The sequence below is a fragment of the Kitasatospora sp. GAS1066B genome (assembly GCF_041262605.1).
In the GTDB taxonomy this organism is placed as follows: domain Bacteria; phylum Actinomycetota; class Actinomycetes; order Streptomycetales; family Streptomycetaceae; genus Kitasatospora.
On sequence record NZ_JBGCCO010000047.1, the window covers coordinates 40,253 to 56,248 of the forward strand.

15 protein-coding genes and 1 riboswitch are annotated in these 15,996 nt (G+C 72.2%); of the genes, 12 read left to right on the forward strand and 3 right to left on the reverse strand.

Annotated features, from left to right (window positions below; all coding sequences use genetic code 11):
• Positions 1–416 precede the first annotated feature (416 nt).
• Both ABH937_RS34760 and ABH937_RS34765 read left to right on the forward strand, forming a co-directional pair.
• Positions 417–1,649 carry an alpha/beta hydrolase family protein gene (locus ABH937_RS34760; RefSeq protein ID WP_370220568.1) on the forward strand — a complete coding sequence of 411 codons (1,233 nt, stop codon included), beginning with the start codon at positions 417–419 and terminating at the stop codon, positions 1,647–1,649.
• 245 nt (positions 1,650–1,894) lie between these two features.
• Positions 1,895–3,358, forward strand: a complete 1,464-nt coding sequence (locus ABH937_RS34765; protein WP_370220569.1) for a GuaB1 family IMP dehydrogenase-related protein — start codon at positions 1,895–1,897, stop codon at positions 3,356–3,358.
• 85 nt (positions 3,359–3,443) lie between these two features.
• Here ABH937_RS34765 and ABH937_RS34770 read toward each other — a convergent pair whose 3' ends face one another.
• Both ABH937_RS34770 and ABH937_RS34775 read right to left on the reverse strand, forming a co-directional pair.
• Entirely contained in the window at positions 3,444–5,081 is a 1,638-nt protein-coding gene (locus tag ABH937_RS34770; RefSeq protein WP_370220570.1) for a cellulose binding domain-containing protein, read from the reverse strand.
• Between the two features lie 195 nt (positions 5,082–5,276).
• Positions 5,277–5,990, reverse strand: coding sequence for a DUF5995 family protein (locus tag ABH937_RS34775; protein WP_370220571.1), 714 nt, complete (start codon positions 5,988–5,990; stop codon positions 5,277–5,279).
• 188 nt (positions 5,991–6,178) lie between these two features.
• Here ABH937_RS34775 and ABH937_RS34780 point away from each other — a divergent pair, with 188 nt between their 5' ends.
• Positions 6,179–7,183 (forward strand): DUF6777 domain-containing protein, encoded by a 1,005-nt coding sequence (locus ABH937_RS34780; protein ID WP_370220572.1) that lies wholly within the window; start codon positions 6,179–6,181, stop codon positions 7,181–7,183.
• A gap of 5 nt (positions 7,184–7,188) precedes the next feature.
• Here ABH937_RS34780 and ABH937_RS34785 read toward each other — a convergent pair whose 3' ends face one another.
• Positions 7,189–7,794, reverse strand: a complete 606-nt coding sequence (locus tag ABH937_RS34785; RefSeq protein WP_370220573.1) for a hypothetical protein — start codon at positions 7,792–7,794, stop codon at positions 7,189–7,191.
• A 264-nt stretch (positions 7,795–8,058) separates the two neighbouring features.
• A riboswitch (FMN riboswitch) is annotated at positions 8,059–8,186 on the forward strand.
• A 201-nt stretch (positions 8,187–8,387) separates the two neighbouring features.
• On the opposite strand from ABH937_RS34785, the gene ABH937_RS34790 reads away from it, so the two are divergent.
• The 9 genes from ABH937_RS34790 (at position 8,388) to ABH937_RS34830 (ending at position 15,854) form a co-directional block, all read left to right on the forward strand.
• Positions 8,388–9,083, forward strand: a complete 696-nt coding sequence (locus ABH937_RS34790; protein WP_280694363.1) for a riboflavin synthase — start codon at positions 8,388–8,390, stop codon at positions 9,081–9,083.
• Complete coding sequence (locus ABH937_RS34795; protein WP_280694364.1) at positions 9,080–9,727, forward strand: nicotinamide mononucleotide transporter family protein; 648 nt, start codon at positions 9,080–9,082, stop codon at positions 9,725–9,727. Before ABH937_RS34790 ends, ABH937_RS34795 begins: the two co-directional genes overlap by 4 nt.
• Positions 9,724–10,974, forward strand: a complete 1,251-nt coding sequence (locus tag ABH937_RS34800; protein WP_370220574.1) for a bifunctional 3,4-dihydroxy-2-butanone-4-phosphate synthase/GTP cyclohydrolase II — start codon at positions 9,724–9,726, stop codon at positions 10,972–10,974. The genes ABH937_RS34795 and ABH937_RS34800 overlap by 4 nt, the downstream gene beginning before the upstream one ends.
• A gap of 48 nt (positions 10,975–11,022) precedes the next feature.
• Positions 11,023–11,496 (forward strand): 6,7-dimethyl-8-ribityllumazine synthase, encoded by a 474-nt coding sequence (gene ribH / locus ABH937_RS34805; protein ID WP_280694367.1) that lies wholly within the window; start codon positions 11,023–11,025, stop codon positions 11,494–11,496.
• A gap of 92 nt (positions 11,497–11,588) precedes the next feature.
• Positions 11,589–11,861, forward strand: coding sequence for a phosphoribosyl-ATP diphosphatase (locus tag ABH937_RS34810; protein ID WP_145910455.1), 273 nt, complete (start codon positions 11,589–11,591; stop codon positions 11,859–11,861).
• A gap of 57 nt (positions 11,862–11,918) precedes the next feature.
• Positions 11,919–12,773, forward strand: coding sequence for an ATP phosphoribosyltransferase (gene hisG, locus ABH937_RS34815; RefSeq protein WP_280694369.1), 855 nt, complete (start codon positions 11,919–11,921; stop codon positions 12,771–12,773).
• Positions 12,774–12,799: 26 nt separating this feature from the next.
• Positions 12,800–13,267 carry a PH domain-containing protein gene (locus ABH937_RS34820; RefSeq protein ID WP_280694370.1) on the forward strand — a complete coding sequence of 156 codons (468 nt, stop codon included), beginning with the start codon at positions 12,800–12,802 and terminating at the stop codon, positions 13,265–13,267.
• Positions 13,268–13,491: 224 nt separating this feature from the next.
• Positions 13,492–14,817 carry a hemolysin family protein gene (locus ABH937_RS34825; RefSeq protein ID WP_280694371.1) on the forward strand — a complete coding sequence of 442 codons (1,326 nt, stop codon included), beginning with the start codon at positions 13,492–13,494 and terminating at the stop codon, positions 14,815–14,817.
• On the forward strand, positions 14,814–15,854 hold the full coding sequence (locus ABH937_RS34830) for a hemolysin family protein (RefSeq protein ID WP_280694372.1): 1,041 nt from the start codon (positions 14,814–14,816) through the stop codon (positions 15,852–15,854). Before ABH937_RS34825 ends, ABH937_RS34830 begins: the two co-directional genes overlap by 4 nt.
• Positions 15,855–15,996: the final 142 nt, after the last annotated feature.

Genomic DNA, 15,996 nt, shown 5'->3' on the forward strand with positions numbered 1-15,996 from the left:
CGGAGGCCCCTGTGATCACCCACCACATGATCAAGTCCGTCCCGACCGGCCTCGGCCCGCTCCGACTCACCAGCACCGTCCGTGAGCTGCCCGGCTAGTACGGGCCGGGCCCGATACCTGCTGCGCGCGCGGGTCCAGCGACACCCCGCGCCACAGCGGCTGCGTGCGGGTGGGAAGTTGCGAAGCCGCCGCAACGGCGCCGGTTCGTCGAACACCTGGCCGGCCGCTGACCTGGCACGGGAGGACGACGCCGCCGACCGCATCGGCCCCAGGATGTAAACCCGTGGGCCGATGCCGGCGCGAGTGATCGATCGGTGGGCTGATGTCGCACGCAAGGGGCACGTGACAACGTTCCCCCCGTGCCCACGGACTGGCCGTCGCGGCATGATTGACGATCCGTCACCCCAGGGGGAGCCGTGACCACCACGCCGTTCACCGGCCGCAAGGACCTGACGCGCCGCCGCATGCTGGGAGCCGCGCTGACCGCTGGAGCCGCCGTGCCGCTTGCCGCCATCGCCGGGCCCGCGTGGGCGGCGCCGGGCGCCCCGGCCGCTCCGCCCGCCCCCGGCCCGACGCGGCTCACGCTGCCCGTGCCCACCGGGCCGCACCCGGTGGGCACGGTCCAGCTGCACCTCGTCGACCGGTCGCGCCCGGACGACATCGCGGGCCCCGGGCACTTCCGCGAGCTGATGGCCACCGTCTGGTACCCCGCCCGGGACGTCGAGCGGTACCCGCTGGCGCCCTGGATGCCGGCCGGCGCCCTTCAGGCGTTCCTTGCCGACGTGGGATTCAGCGCCCTCGCCCCCCTGGCGCCGCTCACCGCCGGCCACGTGGGCGCTCCGGTGCGGCGGTCGGGCCGGCGGCTGCCCGTCCTCGTGTACTCGCACGGCGCGCACAGTCACCAGGGCGACCACACGATCATGGTCCAGGAGCTGGCCAGCCACGGATACGCGGTTGTGACGATCGCTCACCAGTACGACACGTACACCGAGTTCCCGGACGGCCGGATCGCCGTCCCCAGCGACAACCGGAACGCCCCCACCTACCCGGGGGACTTCGCCGCGGACCTCCGCTTCGTCCTCGACTGCGTCGAGCAGCTGGCCGCCGGGTGCAATCCGGACGTCGACCGGCGGGAGCTGCCGGCCGGGCTGCTCGGCTCCCTCGACCCCCACCGCATGGGCGCGTTCGGCTGGTCGAAGGGCGGGACGGCCACCGCCTGCGCCACGCTCGCGGACGAGCGCATCCGAGCCGGGCTGAGCCTCGACGGCCCGATGCAGATGAACCCGCCGCTGACCGGCGACCTGGACCGGCCGTTCATGATGATGACCGCCGTGTTCACCCGGGCCACCGATCCCCAGGCCGCCGCGTTCTGGTCGCACCTGCGGGGCTGGCGGCTGAACATCCAGGCCCAGGGCGCCGTTCACGTGTCGTACGGCGACAACGAGGCGCTGTTCCCCCAGGTGGCGAAGCTGCTCGGATGGAGCGGGCAGCAGCTCCAGGGCACGATCGGCACCCTCGATCCCGACCAGGGGGTGAAGATCCAGCAGGCGTACCCGCTGGCGTTCTTCGACGAGCACCTGCGCCATCGTCCAGGGCGCCTGCTCGACGGGCCGTCTCCGGCCTTCCCGGCGGTGACGTTCCTCCCGTGAGTACCGGCTGGGGGTGCGGGCTGGTGTCGCACGGGCGGGTGCACACGGGGTTAGAGGTTCCTACAATCCCGCAGGGCCCGTAGCTGGCTGCTGTTGTGTGGATCTTCAGCGTTTGCGTGTGAACTGGCTTTCGAGCTGGGTATCCGTAAGGATCGACGGTTGGGTGCGGGGCGCCCGAGTGCGCTCGGCCGACCGGCCCTACCTGCACCCGAGGTCTACCCTCCCGAAGTCAGAGAGCCCCGTTCATGCGCTTCTTGAACCCCCAGACCGGCACGATCGACGACCGTTATTCGGGACCGTACGACCTGACGTACGACGACGTCTTCATGGTCCCCAGCCGCTCCGCAGTGGGCTCCCGGCAGGGCGTCGACCTCTCCTCGAACGACGGGACCGGCACCACCATCCCGCTGGTCGTGGCCAACATGACGGCGGTCGCCGGCCGGCGGATGGCCGAGACGGTGGCGCGGCGGGGTGGGCTGGTGGCCATTCCGCAGGACATCCCGACCGAGGTGATCGCCGAGGTGATCGACTGGGTGAAGCAGCGGCACCTGGTGTTCGACACTCCGGTCACGCTCGCGCCCGGCGCCACGGTGGCCGACGCGCTGGCGCTGCTGCCGAAGCGGGCGCACGGGGCGCTGGTGGTGGTCGAGGGTGGCAAGCCGGTCGGTGTGGTGGCGGAGAGCGACTGCCAGGGGGTCGACCGGTTCACCAGTGTCTCCCAGGTGATGTCGCGCGATCTGCTGCTGCTCGACGAGGGCATCGACCCGCGCGCCGCCTTCGAGCGGCTCAACGAGGGGCACCGCAAGGTCGCGCCCGTGGTGGACGCGGCGGGGATGCTGGTCGGCATCCTGACCCGCAAGGGCGCGCTGCGCGCCACGCTCTACACCCCGGCGGTGGACGCCGCCGGCAAGCTGCGGATCGCGGCGACCGTGGGGATCAACGGGGACGTCGCCGGCAAGGCCAAGGCGCTGCTCGAGGCCGGTGCGGACGTGCTGGTGGTGGACACCGCGCACGGTCACCAGGAGTCGATGATCAGCGCGCTGCGCGCCGTGCGCGGGCTGGACCCGAAGGTGCCGATCGTGGCCGGCAACGTGGTCTCCGCGGTGGGCGTGCGTGACCTGGTCGAGGCGGGCGCGGACATCCTCAAGGTCGGGGTCGGCCCGGGCGCGATGTGCACCACCCGGATGATGACCGGCGTGGGGCGCCCGCAGTTCTCGGCGGTGCTGGAGTGCGCGGCCGAGGCGCGCCGGCTGGGCAAGCACGTCTGGGCGGACGGCGGCGTGCGGCACCCGCGCGACGTCGCGATGGCGTTGGCCGCCGGCGCGTCCAACGTGATGGTCGGCTCCTGGTTCGCCGGTACCTACGAGTCGCCGGGCGACCTGCAGACCGCCGCCGACGGCCGCCAGTACAAGGAGAGCTTCGGCATGGCCTCGGCCCGCGCGGTGCTGAACCGCACCGCTGAGGAGTCCGGCTACGACCGGGCCCGCAAGGCGCTCTTCGAGGAGGGCATCTCCACCTCGCGGATGTTCCTCGACCCGGCCCGCCCGGGTGTCGAGGACCTGATCGACTCGGTGATCGCGGGCGTCCGCAGCTCCTGCACCTACGCGGGCGCCAGCAGCCTGGAGGAGTTCCACGAGAAGGCGATCGTCGGGGTCCAGAGCGCGGCCGGCTTCGCCGAGGGCAAGCCGCTGCACTCCAGCTGGGCCTGATCGCCCGCGCGCCCGGCGCAACGCACGGCCGAGCCCCCGACCGCCTGGGAGAACCAGGTGGTCGGGGGCTCGGCCGTCTGCGTGCTCAGCCCTGGTAGCCGGCCCACATCTTGGAGAACTCGTACGGCGTCTGGGTGATGTTGGTGCACTTGTACAGGGCGCCCGTGCAGGCGTTGCCGTCCCGGGTGACCTCCCAGAAGGAGAGCTCGCCCAGGTGGTTCTGCTGGGCGAAGGTGAGCAGCTGCTGGGCGTCCGAGAGGCCGAACACCTCGTTGGTGTTGTCGTTCTGACCCAGCATCGGGGTGACGCCGACCATCGCCCAGGTCTGCGCGCTGGTCAGGTTCGGCCAGACCTGAGCGATCTGGGCCTGGGTGGACTGCGCCGACTGGATCGCGTACTTGCCCATCTGGCCGGACGGGTTGGGGGCCTCGCTGTCGCCGAAGTCCATCGCCATCACGTTGACCATGTCGACCTTCACCCCCGCGGCCGCTGCCGACTGCAGGACGTAGACGCCGTCCGCGGTCAGGCCGCTTGGCAGCACCGGCAGGGTCAGGCTGACCAACAGGTCGCGACCCTTGGCCCGCTGGGCCGCCTGGACGGCGGCGATCGCGGCCGAGCGGCGGTCGATCGAGGCGTGGTCGGAGACCGCGGCGCCCTCGATGTCGAAGTCGATCCGGTCCAGGCCGTAGGCGTCGACCACCTTCTGGTACTGGGCGGTGAGGCTCGGCACGTCGGCGCAGGACTGCGCCAGCTCGGTGCCGTTCGCGCCGCCGAAGGAGGGGCGGACGTCGCCGCCGGCGGCCCGGACCGCGTCGAAGTCGGCCTTGTCCCAGCCGGTGCCGGGGTCGTAGGCGTTGAACCAGCTGGCGGTGCAGGCGCTGGTGCCGTTCACGATGAAGCCGAGCGAGAACTGCTTGAGCCCGGTGGTGGCGGTGATCTGCGGCAGGTTGGGGGTCGGGTAGGCACCCAGGTCGACGAACGGGGCGGCCACCCCGGCGGAGGTGCCGCTGCCGGCCACCCCGGTCACCGCGGCGGACTTCGCGGACTCGTTGCCGAGCGCGTCGAAGGCGGTGACGGTGAAGGTGTGGCTGCTGCCCGCCAGCAGGCCGCCGACCGTGACCGAGGTGGCCGTGGTGGTCGAGGCGACCACCGAGGAACCTTCGTAGACGTTGTAGCCGGCCACGCCCGAGCTGTCGGTGGAGGCGTTCCAGGAGAGCGAGACGGCGTCCGGACCGGTGCCGGCGACCGCCAGGCCGGTGGGGACGGTCGGCGGCGTGTTGGTGACCGGGACCCCGGCACACGGCAGGTTGTCGATCAGGCAGTTGGCCGGCAGCACCTGGCTGCTGCCGGTGGTGATGTCCATCCCGACCACCGGTGCGCTCGCTCCGGGGGCCAGCGCGGCGGCCCAGCTCGGCGAGGTGAGCGTGTAGTGCGTGCCGGTGCTGGTCGCGCTGCTGGTGAGGGTGCCGTTCCAGGAGCTGCTGACGCTCTCCCCGGCGGGCAGGTCGAAGGTGAGCGACCAGGAGTTGACGGTCGCCCTGGTGTCGTTGGTGATCGTGTAGTCGGCTTCGAGGCCGCCCTGCCAGCTCTGCGGCTCGGTGAGGGTGGCGACCAGGCCGGTGATACCACTGGCGGCCTGTGCGGTCGCCGGGAGCGAAAGGGGCAGGACGACACCGGTCAGCAGGGTGGTGGCGACCAGGGTGGGCAGGGTGACACGCCTCATGGGCGGGCCTCCTCGGCGTGGGGCGGCGCACGAGCACGCCGCCAGGACAATGTGGGGGTGTGCCGCGGCATCCCCACATTGGTAGAGACCAATAGCTGCGTCAAGAGAGCTGTGGTGAACCGGTCATGATTTAAGGTCAGCTCAAGGTCGGACCCTGATCCCGCCCGCCGCCACACCCTCGCTGCGCCGCCGCCGTCACGCCACCGGAGTGAGCAGGGCGCGGCTGACCATCCCGACCGTGCCGTCGAGCGCGGCGACCAGCGCCTGGTAGGCGAGCGGCGCGTCGCGCAGAGCGCGCAGCGCCAGCACGGTGGCCCAGGCGGCCTCCCGGGCCCGGTCGATGCTCCAGACGCCGATCACGTGCAGCAGCGGTTCGGCGGCCTGGACCGGCCCGGGCTCCGGCAGCAGCTCGGCGCGGATCTGGGCCTCCACCTGGGCCAGCAGGTCGTTGATCCGCTGGTAGTCGGCCTCGAAGGAGACCGGGTCGCGGCCGAGCCGCCGAGCGGTGTCCAGCACGGCGAGCGGCAGATCGTGCTCGATGTGCGTGTTCATCCCCGAGAGCGCGGCCTGCAGCGGGTGGATCCCGGGTCCTCGGCGCAGCTCGAAGAGCGGTCGCCAGCAGGCCTGCGGGGGACTGCCCACGGCGTCCGCGTCCACCGCGGCCAGGTACCGGCCGGCGAACAGCGCGTCCAGCACGGCCAGCGCGGCGGGGTCGGCGAAGTAGCCGGCGTCGAGCTTGGTGGCGACCAGCTCGGTCACCGTCAGGTACATCCGGTGGAAGACGCCGACGCCGTCGCCCGGCGGGAAGCCTGGCGTGAGATCGCGCATCCGGGCCAGCACCTGATCGACCGTCAGGGGCGTCGTACCAGTCGACGTATCAGTCGACGTATCGGTCATCGTCTCGGTCATGACCTCACCTCCATCGCCGAGGGGAGGTCCAGCCTGTCAAATCGGGCAGCTGTGCGAAATCGACCGAGCGGGTGATCGATCCACAGGGCTGACGGACCATCAGATCGTCCTGGAGCGGTTGACGGTGCGTGGGCCGTTCACCGCAGCAGCGGTTGCGGGGGCTGGGCCGTGTGCACAGACAATGGCCCGTGAGCGCTGAGACACCGTCAGACCGGCCCGACCGACCGAGCGAGCGGGCCGCCCCCAGCGGGTCGAGCGGGGAGGGCGGGGCGAGCGGGGCGGGTGAGGCCGCTGGGTCGGCCAGCACGCCACCCCCGCCGGTGCCGCCGCGCACCGTGGTCGGTGCCGCGGGCCAGGGGCCGAGGCCACCGTGGTGGCACCGGCGCCGCTCGCTGGCGGCGGCCGCCGTTCTGGTGGCCGTCGTGGCCGGGCTCGCGGTGATCCTGGTGGAGCGGCAGCCCGAGTCGAGCGGAGCCACCGGGTCCGCTGCGCCGGAGGTGACCCTTCAGGCGGCGGGCGACCCGGGTCGGGACCCGTACACGCCCTCCGTCGCCGTCCCGCCGTCCGGCAGCCCGAGCGCTTCACCCGCCCCTAGCGCTTCACCCGTCGCCGTCAGCGCCTCGGCCGGTCCGGGCGGTGTACGAACCGTGAACGGCGGGTCGGCCGGGCTCTACGGCGGCACCGAGCAGGCCGCCGGCTGTGATGTCGCCGAGCTCTCCGACTTCCTGACCAGCCACACGGACAGGGGGCACGCCTGGGCCGCCGCCGAGGGCATCGACATCGGCGGGATCCCCGAGTACCTGTCCACGCTCACCCCGGTCGTGCTGCGGGTCGACACCCGGGTGACCAACCACGGCTTCGTCGACGGCGCCGGGACCGGCTTCCAGTCCGTCCTGCAGGCCGGCAGCGCGGTGCTGGTGGACGACCGCGGCGTCCCCCGGGCCCGGTGCGCCTGCGGCAACCCGTTGCTGGCGCCGACCACGGACGCGGCGGCGCCGCAGTACGCCGGTGGCCCCTGGCCCGCCTTCGACGCCGGCGCGGTGGTGGTCGTCCAGCCCGCCCCGGCGCCGGTCGGCTCGCTGGTGCTGGTCGACCAGAACACCGGCCAACTGTTCACCCGCCCGGTCGGCGGCACCGGCACCGGCGACCGGCCGACCACTGCGCCGACCGCACCGGCCCCCTCGTCACCCTGAGCGCCTCAGTAGTGCCAGTGGTGGCCGCCGCTCTCGGTGACGCAGGTGATGCTGGTGCCGTGGCTGTCCACGGTGGACTCCCCGAGGTCGGCGGTGGGGCAGAACTCGCCGGCCCGGTAGAAGTTGCCGCTCGGCGAGAGGATCACCCCGGCGGTGGCGGGGCCGGCCGGGGCCGCAGGGGTGGTGGGGTCGGCCGGCTGCGGCTCGGTTGTCGCGGGCTGCGTCGCCGGCGGGGTGGGCTTGGGCGCCGGCGGGGTGGGCTTGGGCGCCGGCGGGGTCGGGGTCGGCCGGACCGTGCTGGGCCGCTCCGTGGGGGAGGGCGACGGGGCAGGTGTGGGAGGGGCGGGCGTGGGCGTCGGCGTGACCACCGGGGCGAGCGAGGACGCCGTCGCCGTCGCGGGCTTCGCGGTCGCCGGCTTCGCGGTGGCCGTCGTTGCGGTGGCCGTCGTCTTGGTCGGTCCGACCGCGGCCGCGACGGCGACGAGCAGCACCAGCAGCCCGACCGGTATGCCGCATCCGATGCCGGCTATCTTGAGGCCCTTGCGCGGCCGACGCGGCGCCGGCTGCTGCGGCCGGCCCCAACCGGGCTGTGCGGGAGAAGTGTTGGGCATGATGATCCTCTGCCTGACGCGCGAACAAGTGGTGGCGGCACAGCCTGTCAGCTCGTCCTGACCTACCGTCAGGTTGTGATCATGCTGTTATCGGAAGAGTCGAGAAGGCTGCTGATGGCGTGCTCGCCGGTCTGACGGCCGGGTCCGAACGTCCACGTCGCCGACATTCCCGGGCGCCGAGTGAAACAGAGCACAGCACCACCCCCTCCCGCCGCGCTCGCGGACCGTGGCAGAATGACGGCAATGCAGTAAGCAGTGACGTTCAGCGCACTCCGGGGTCGGTGAAAATCCGAACCGGCGGTTACAGTCCGCGACCCGTCCGCAGCCAGCGGCCGGTTGACCAGGTGAAATTCCTGGACCGACGGTTAAAGTCCGGATGGGAGGCGTGCGCGACGGATCAGGTGTGGTGCCGCGGTTCCCCTCCCGGGGGTACCGCGTTCGGCAGGTGGTGTTCGACGTTCGGCGTACGGTCCTCGCTCTCGGCGAGGCGGTGCGCGCTCGGTCGGCCCTCCGGCCCGTACACCCGACCCGTGTGGTCTTCCCATGATTCTTGCCGCCCCGGAGTCCGCGCCTCTAGCGCGAGGAGAACCCGGGTGTTCACCGGCATCATCGAAGAGCTCGGCGAGGTCGTCTCCATCGAGGAGTTCGGCGACTCCTCGCGGATCCGCCTGCGCGGCCCCCTGGTCTGTGCCGACGCCCGGCACGGCGACTCCATCGCGGTCAACGGCGTCTGCCTGACCGTGGTCGACACCCCTGAGGAACTGGCCGCCGACACCGGCGAGTTCAGCGCCGACGTGATGGCCGAGACGCTCGACCGGTCCAGCCTCGGCGCACTTGGCCCCGGCTCGCGGGTCAACCTGGAGCGCGCGATGGCGCTCGGTGCCCGGCTCGGCGGCCACCTGGTGCAGGGGCATGTCGACGCCACCGGCACCCTGCTCGGCCGGGCTCCCGGCGAACTGGACGAGGACGGGCTGCCGCGCTGGGAGGTGCTGCGTTTCTCGCTGCCGCAGAGCATCTCGCGCTACCTGGTCGACAAGGGCTCGATCACCGTGGACGGCATCAGCCTCACCGTGGTCGAGGCCGCCGCCGACACCTTCACGGTCAGCCTGATCCCGGCCACCCTCGCGCTCACCACGCTGGGCGGCAAGGCGGTCGGCGAGCCGGTCAACCTGGAGGTGGACGTGCTGGCCAAGTACGTCGAACGGCTGCTCGGCGCGGGCACCGTCCCGAGCGCCTCGGCCGTCTCCATCCTCGGCACCGCCCCGGCCGGCTCGAAGGACGCCTCGTGAACTGGCTCAACAGTGTCGCCTTCTCGATATTCGGCGAGCACGTGAAGTGGACCGACATGATCGGCAACCTGCTGGGCCTGGGCGCGCTGGCGCTCGGCTGGCGGCGCTCGATCTGGAGCTGGCCGGCCCAACTCCTCTCCGGGGTCGTGCTGTTCGGCGCCTTCGCGTCGGGTCACCTGTCCGGTCTCGCGGGCAAGCAGGTGATCGTGATCGTCACCGCGATCTGGGGCTGGTTCCAGTGGCAGCGCGGCCGCCGGGACACCGGTGAGGTCCAGGTGCGGTTCGCCGGCTGGACCGAGCGCGCGGTGCTGGTCGGCGCCACGGCGCTGGCCACGGTGGGCCTGGCGCTGCTCTTCACCCACTACTCCTGGATGTCCTGGAGCCCGTGGTCGGACGCCTACATCTTCACCGGCACCCTGGCGGCGATGGTCGCCCAGGCGCGCGGCTGGGTGGAGTTCTGGATCGCCTGGATCGCCGTCGACGTGGTCGGCGTCCCGCTCGCGTTCAACAACGGCTACGCGTTCTCCGGTCTGACCTACAGCATCTACTTCGTGCTGGTGCTGTTCGGCCTGCGCGCCTGGTGGCTGCGCGGCCGCACCCCTCGGACCACCGCCACCTCGACCCTGCAGGGAGCAACGGCATGAGCAGCACCGCTATCGACCTCACCCTCGACCCGGTCGAGCGCGCCATCGCCGACATCGCCGCCGGCCGCGCCGTGATCGTGGTGGACGACGAGAACCGCGAGAACGAGGGCGACCTGATCTTCGCGGCCACCGCCGCCACGCCCGAACTGCTCGCCTTCACCATCCGCTACAGCTCCGGCGTGATCTGCGTGCCGGTCACCCAGGCGGACGCCGACCGGCTGAACCTGCCGCCGATGACCCAGGTGAACGAGGACCGCAAGGGCACTGCCTACACTGTCTCGGTGGACGCCCGCGAGGTGGAGTCGACCGGCATCTCCGCCGTCGACCGCGCCCTGACGGTCCGTCTGCTGGGTGAAACGACCAGCACCGCAGCCGACTTCACCCGTCCGGGGCATGTCTTCCCGCTGCGCGCGGTGGACGGCGGGGTACTGGTCCGCCCGGGCCACACCGAGGCCGGCGTGGACCTGGCCCGGCTCGCGGGGCTGCCGCCGGCCGCCGCGATCTGCGAGGTGGTCAACGACGACGGCACCATGGCCCGGCTGCCCGAACTGGTCGCCTTCGCCCGCGAGCACGGCCTGGCGATCATCTCGATCGAGGACCTGATCGCCTACCGCCGCCGCACCGAGCTGCACGCGGAGCGCGTCGCGGTCACCAAACTCCCCACCGTGCACGGCGAGTTCACAGCGGTCGGCTACCGCGGCACGATCGACGGCACCGAGCACATCGCGCTGATCGCCGGTGGCCTGGATGCCGCCGGGCGGCTGCCGGACGGCGAGGACGTGCTGGTCCGGGTCCACTCCGAGTGCCTGACCGGCGACGTCCTCGGCTCGCTGCGCTGCGACTGCGGCCCGCAACTCCAGGCCTCGCTGGCCCGGGTGGCCGAGGCCGGCCACGGCGTCGTGCTCTACCTGCGCGGTCACGAGGGGCGCGGCATCGGCCTGGGCCACAAGCTGCGCGCCTACCAGCTGCAGGAGCAGGGCCGCGACACGGTGGACGCCAACCTGGAGCTGGGCCTGCCCGCCGACGCCCGGGAGTACAGCGTCGCCGCCCAGATGCTCACCGATCTCGGGGTGCGCTCGCTGAGCCTGCTGACCAACAACCCCGAGAAGCTGGCCGCGCTCAGCGAGCACGGTCTCAAGATCAAGGGCCGGGAGCCGATCCCGGTGCAGGCCGGCGAGCACAACCTGGCCTACCTGCTGACCAAGCGCGACCGGATGGGCCACGACCTGCCGTGGCTCGTCGGCTGACCCCACCAAGCCCCTACCCGACGTGAACTGCACGAGAGGAAACCGAACGTGAGCGGCCACGGAGCACCCGAGCTGACCGTCGAGAACGCCCAGGACCTGAAGGTCGCGGTGATCGCCGCCCAGTGGCACACCCAGGTGATGGACGGGCTGCTGGCCGGCGCTCAGCGCGCCCTGAAGGAGCTCGGCATCGCCGAGCCCACCGTCATCCGGGTGCCCGGCACCTTCGAACTGCCGGTCGCCGCCAAGCGTCTGGCCGAGCGCGGTTACGACGCGGTGGTCGCCCTCGGCGTGGTGATCCGCGGTGGCACCCCGCACTTCGACTACGTCTGCGAAGCGGCCACCCTCGGACTGACCCAGGTCAGCGTGGACACCGGCGTGCCGGTCGGGTTCGGCGTGCTGACCTGCGACAACGAGGAGCAGGCGATCGACCGGGCGGGCCTGCCCGGCTCGGCCGAGGACAAGGGCCACGAGGCGGTCACCGCGGCGGTGGCCACCGCCGCCACGCTGCGCGCGCTGGGCTGAGCGGCGCTGCTCGGGGGAGCGTCCCAGAACGGTGTCCACCGTCCGGGACGCTTCCCACCGGCCGCGCGATACCACGTATGGTGAGTCCCATCATGGCTTCCAAGACATTCGAGGAGCTCTTCGCCGAGCTCCAGCAGAAGGCCGCCACCGGCGACCCCGCGTCCTCCCGCACCGCCCAGCTCGTCGAGCAGGGCGTCCATGCCATCGGCAAGAAGGTGGTCGAGGAAGCCGCCGAGGTCTGGATGGCCGCGGAGTTCCAGACCAAGGAGCAGACCGCCGAGGAGATCTCGCAGCTGCTGTACCACCTTCAGGTGATGATGGTCGCCCGCGGCCTGACGCTCGACGACGTCTACGCCTACCTCTGACCCACCCGCACGTACCTCCTGTCACCGCACCGCTCCCACGCGAAGGATCTTCCCCTCATGCTGCGCATCGCCCTCCCCAACAAGGGTTCGCTCTCGGGTCCCGCGGCGGAGATGCTCCATGAGGCCGGGTACCGCCAGCGCAAGGACCCCAAGGAACTGGTCCTGGTCGACCCCGAGAACCAGGTGGAGTTCTTCTTCCTGCGCCCGCGCGACATCGCGGTCTACGTCGGTTCGGGGCGCCTCGACATCGGCATCACCGGGCGTGACCTGCTGCTGGACTCCGCTGCCGGCGCCGAGGAGGTCCTCGCGCTCGGCTTCGGCGGCTCGACCTTCCGGTTCGCCGGTCCGGCCGGTCCGGCCGAATCGCCCAAGGACGTGCTGGGTCTGCAGGGCCTGCGGATCGCCACCTCCTACACCGGTCTGGTCGAGCAGCACCTGGCCGAGCACGGCGTCACCGCGACCGTGACCAAGCTGGACGGCGCGGTGGAGACCGCGGTGCAGCTGGGTGTGGCCGACGTGATCGCCGACGTGGTGGAGACCGGCACCAGCCTGCGCAACGCCGGTCTGGAGGTCTTCGGCGAGCCGATCCTGGTCTCGGACGCCGTGGTGATCCGGCCCAAGGGCGCCGGCGATGACGCGGGGGTCGAGCAGTTCATGCGTCGGCTGCAGGGCGTCCTGGTGGCCCGCCGCTACGTGCTGATGGACTACGACATCCGGGCCGAGAAGGTCAACGAGGCGGTCGCGCTGACCCCCGGTCTGGAGTCGCCGACCGTCTCGCCGCTGCACACCGAAGGCTGGGTGGCGGTCCGCTCGATGGTGCTCCGCAAGGAGGCCCAGCGGATCATGGACGACCTGTGGAGCATCGGCGCCCGTGGCGTCCTGGTGACCAACATCCACGCCTGCCGCCTCTGATGAGCGCCTCCGGGAGTACCGCCGCCGTGCCTGCCGCCGCCACCGAACTGCCCGCCCTGCCGCTCAGCTGGGCGCCGCGCCGCAACCGCCTGGTGCTGCTGCCGGCCAGCGCGCTGCTGGTCGTGGTGTTCGTCGGCATGGCGCTGCTGCTCCCGGCCAGCTGGCAGCTGAACGACCGGATCCTGCTCACCATGCTGGGCCTGATCTTCGCCGGGGTGGGCCTGATGCTGGCCCGCCCCCGGGTGGACGCGGACGCGGACGGGGTGACCGTGGTCAACTTCGTCCGCACCCGGCGGCTGCAGTGGGCCGAGATCGTCCGGGTGAACCTCCGGCAGGGCGACCCGTGGGTGACCCTGGACCTGGCCGACGGGACCTTGCTGGCCGCCGTCGGCATCCAGCCCGGCGGCGGGCACGAGCAGGCGGTCCGGGCCGCCCGTGGTCTGCGCGACCTGGCCGAGGCGCACGGTGCGGCGGCCGAGCCGGCCGGCGCCTGAGCCCGGCCGAAGCCGGTCCGGACAGGTCCGGGGCATCCGAGGAACAGCTGTGCGGCCCCCTGCCAATGCATCGAACAGGTATCGTCTAACCTGGTAAAGACAGGGCAAAACGCCGCCCTGGCCCTGGGCCCGCGACCTTTGGAGTGACTCCCTCCCTCGATGGACGATCCGTCCGGTAGTACCCCCGCCGTCTGGCTCCCCGAGCTTCGAGAGCGGGCGGCGCTGTGACCACCGCCTGGCTCCTGCTGCTCGGCGCGTTCCTGCTGATCATCGCCAACGGCCTCTTCGTCGCCGCCGAGTTCTCCTTCGTGACCGTGGACCGCGGCGCGGTGCAGCGGGCCGCGCAGGCCGGCGACCGCCGCGCGGCGGGTCTGCACAAGGCGCTGCGTCGCCTCTCCTTCGAACTCTCCGGCGCCCAGCTCGGCATCACCGTCACCTCGCTGGTGGTCGGCATGCTCGCCGAGCCGGCCCTCTCCACGCTGCTCGGACCGGTGTTCACCGGGCTCGGCGTGCCGTCGGGCGCCGCCACCGGGCTGGCCGTCGTGGTGGGCATGCTGGCCGCCACCGTGCTGCAGATGGTGATCGGCGAGCTGGTCCCGAAGAACTGGGCGATCTCCCGCCCGCTCCAGGTGGCCCGCGCCGTCGCCGCGCCGCAGCGCGCCTTCTCGGCCGCCTGCCGGCCGCTGATCGCGGCGCTCAACGGTTGCGCCAACCGCCTGGTACGGGCGCTCGGGCTGGAGCCGATGGACGAGCTGGCGCACGCCCGCACCCCCGGTGAACTGGCCTTCCTGGCCCAGCACTCGGCCAAGGCGGGCGCGCTGGAGCCGGACGCGGCGCTGCTCTTCGTGCGCACCCTGGGCCTGGCCGAGCTGACCGCCGAGAGCGTGATGACGCCCCGGGTCGACGTCGCCGCGCTGCAGCAGGACGCCACCGCGGCCGACGTGGTCAACCTGACCCGGGCCACCGGCTTCTCGCGCTTCCCGGTCTACCAGGACAGCCTGGACGAGGTCACCGGGACGATCACCCTCAAGGACGCGCTCGCGGTGCCGGCCGAGCACCGCGCCGAGGCGCGGATCGCCGAGCTGGCCGGGCCCCCGCTGCTGGTGCCCGAGACGCTGCCGGCCGAGCGGCTGCTCGAACAGCTGCGCCACCGCCAGCCGATGGCGATCGTGATCGACGAGTACGGCGGCACGGCCGGCGTGGTCACCCTGGAGGACATCGTCGAGGAGATCGTCGGCGAGGTGCGCGACGAGCACGACCCGGGCACCATCCCCGAACTGCTCGCCGTCCCACCGGTGGCCGGGCAGCCGACCTGGCTGGCGGACGGCCGGGCCCGGCTCGACCAGCTGGCCGGGATAGGGCTGAACGCCCCGCACGGCCCGTACGAGACGCTGGCCGGGCTGCTGGCCGACCTGCTCGGCAAGATCCCGGCCCCCGGTGACCAGGTGTCGCTGCCCGGCTGGGAGTTGACCGTGCAGGCGGTGGACCGCCACCGCACCAGCCGGGTGCGGGTCGTCCGGCTGCCCGAGTCCGGGGAGGAGGGGCGATGATCTTCCTCCAGCTCTTCGCCGCGGTGCTGCTGCTGCTCGGCAACGCCTACTTCGTCGGCGCCGAGTTCGCGGTGATCTCGGTGCGCCGCAGCCAGGTCGAGCCGCTGGCCGAGGCCGGCGACCGGCGGGCCCGGCAGGTGCTGCACGGGCTCGGCAACGTCTCGGCGCTGCTGGCAGCCGCCCAACTGGGCATCACGGTCTGCTCGCTGCTGCTCGGCGCGCTCGCCGAGCCGACCATCGCCCACCTGCTGGAGGGGCCGTTCCAGGCCGTCGGCATCCCGGCGGGGCTGGTCCACCTGGTCTCCTACGCGCTGGCGCTGGCCCTGGTGGTCTTCCTGCACATGGTGATCGGCGAGATGGTGCCGAAGAACGTGGCACTCGCCTCGCCGGAGCGGGCCGCGCTCTGGCTCGGTCCGCCGCTGGTCCGCCTCGCCCGGCTGCTGGCGCCCGGGATCCGCTTCCTGAACGCCTTCGCCAACCGGGTGCTGCGGCTCTTCAAGGTCGAGCCCAAGGACGAGCTGGAGTCGGTCTTCACCGCCGAGCAACTGCTCTGGATCCTCGGCGAGTCGCGGGCCGCCGGGCTGCTCGCGGCCGGCGACCAGGAGCGTCTGGAGGACGCCCTGGAGCTGGGCCACCGCCCGGTCCGCGAGGTGCTGCTGCCGTTCGACCAGCTGGTCACCGTCGACCCCACGGTGACCGCGCGCCAGCTGGAGCAGCAGGCGCTGGCCACCGGCTTCTCCCGCTTCCCGGTGGTCGACGCGGACCGGGAGATCCTCGGGTACCTGCACCTCAAGGACATCCTGGAGATGGAGGACCTGGACACCCCCGTCCCGGTCCGCCTCTGGCGCGCGGTCACCGTGGTCGGCGAGCTGCTCCCGCTGGACGACGCCCTCACCGCGATGCGCCGCGCCGCCGCCCACGTCGCGGCGGTGACGAGCACGACGGGGGAGGCGCTGGGGCTGGTCACGCTGGAGGACGTGCTGGAGGAGCTGGTGGGGGAGATGCACGACCCGGACCACCGGCACGTCGCGGCCTGATCCCGGTCCGACGATCGGCGGCTGGGACAGGGCCGCGCGCCCGGCGGGAATTATGAAACACGCCCTAGCTTGATCTTTAAGCAATCGCCTCGAACGAGCCGTCGAACTTGATCACTCGTATCGGTAACCGCCGTACGCGGAA

Bases quoted from the DNA above. Each gene is read 5' to 3' on its own strand.
- ABH937_RS34765 (WP_370220569.1), top strand. From the start codon at position 1,895: ATGCGCTTCTTGAACCCCCAGACCGGCACGATCGACGACCGTTATTCG.
- ABH937_RS34770 (WP_370220570.1), bottom strand. From the start codon at position 5,081: ATGAGGCGTGTCACCCTGCCCACCCTGGTCGCCACCACCCTGCTGACC.
- ABH937_RS34775 (WP_370220571.1), bottom strand. From the start codon at position 5,990: ATGACCGAGACGATGACCGATACGTCGACTGATACGTCGACTGGTACG.
- ABH937_RS34785 (WP_370220573.1), bottom strand. From the start codon at position 7,794: ATGCCCAACACTTCTCCCGCACAGCCCGGTTGGGGCCGGCCGCAGCAG.
- ABH937_RS34800 (WP_370220574.1), top strand. From the start codon at position 9,724: ATGAGCAGCACCGCTATCGACCTCACCCTCGACCCGGTCGAGCGCGCC.
- ABH937_RS34810 (WP_145910455.1), top strand. From the start codon at position 11,589: ATGGCTTCCAAGACATTCGAGGAGCTCTTCGCCGAGCTCCAGCAGAAG.
- hisG (WP_280694369.1), top strand. From the start codon at position 11,919: ATGCTGCGCATCGCCCTCCCCAACAAGGGTTCGCTCTCGGGTCCCGCG.
- ABH937_RS34830 (WP_280694372.1), top strand. From the start codon at position 14,814: ATGATCTTCCTCCAGCTCTTCGCCGCGGTGCTGCTGCTGCTCGGCAAC.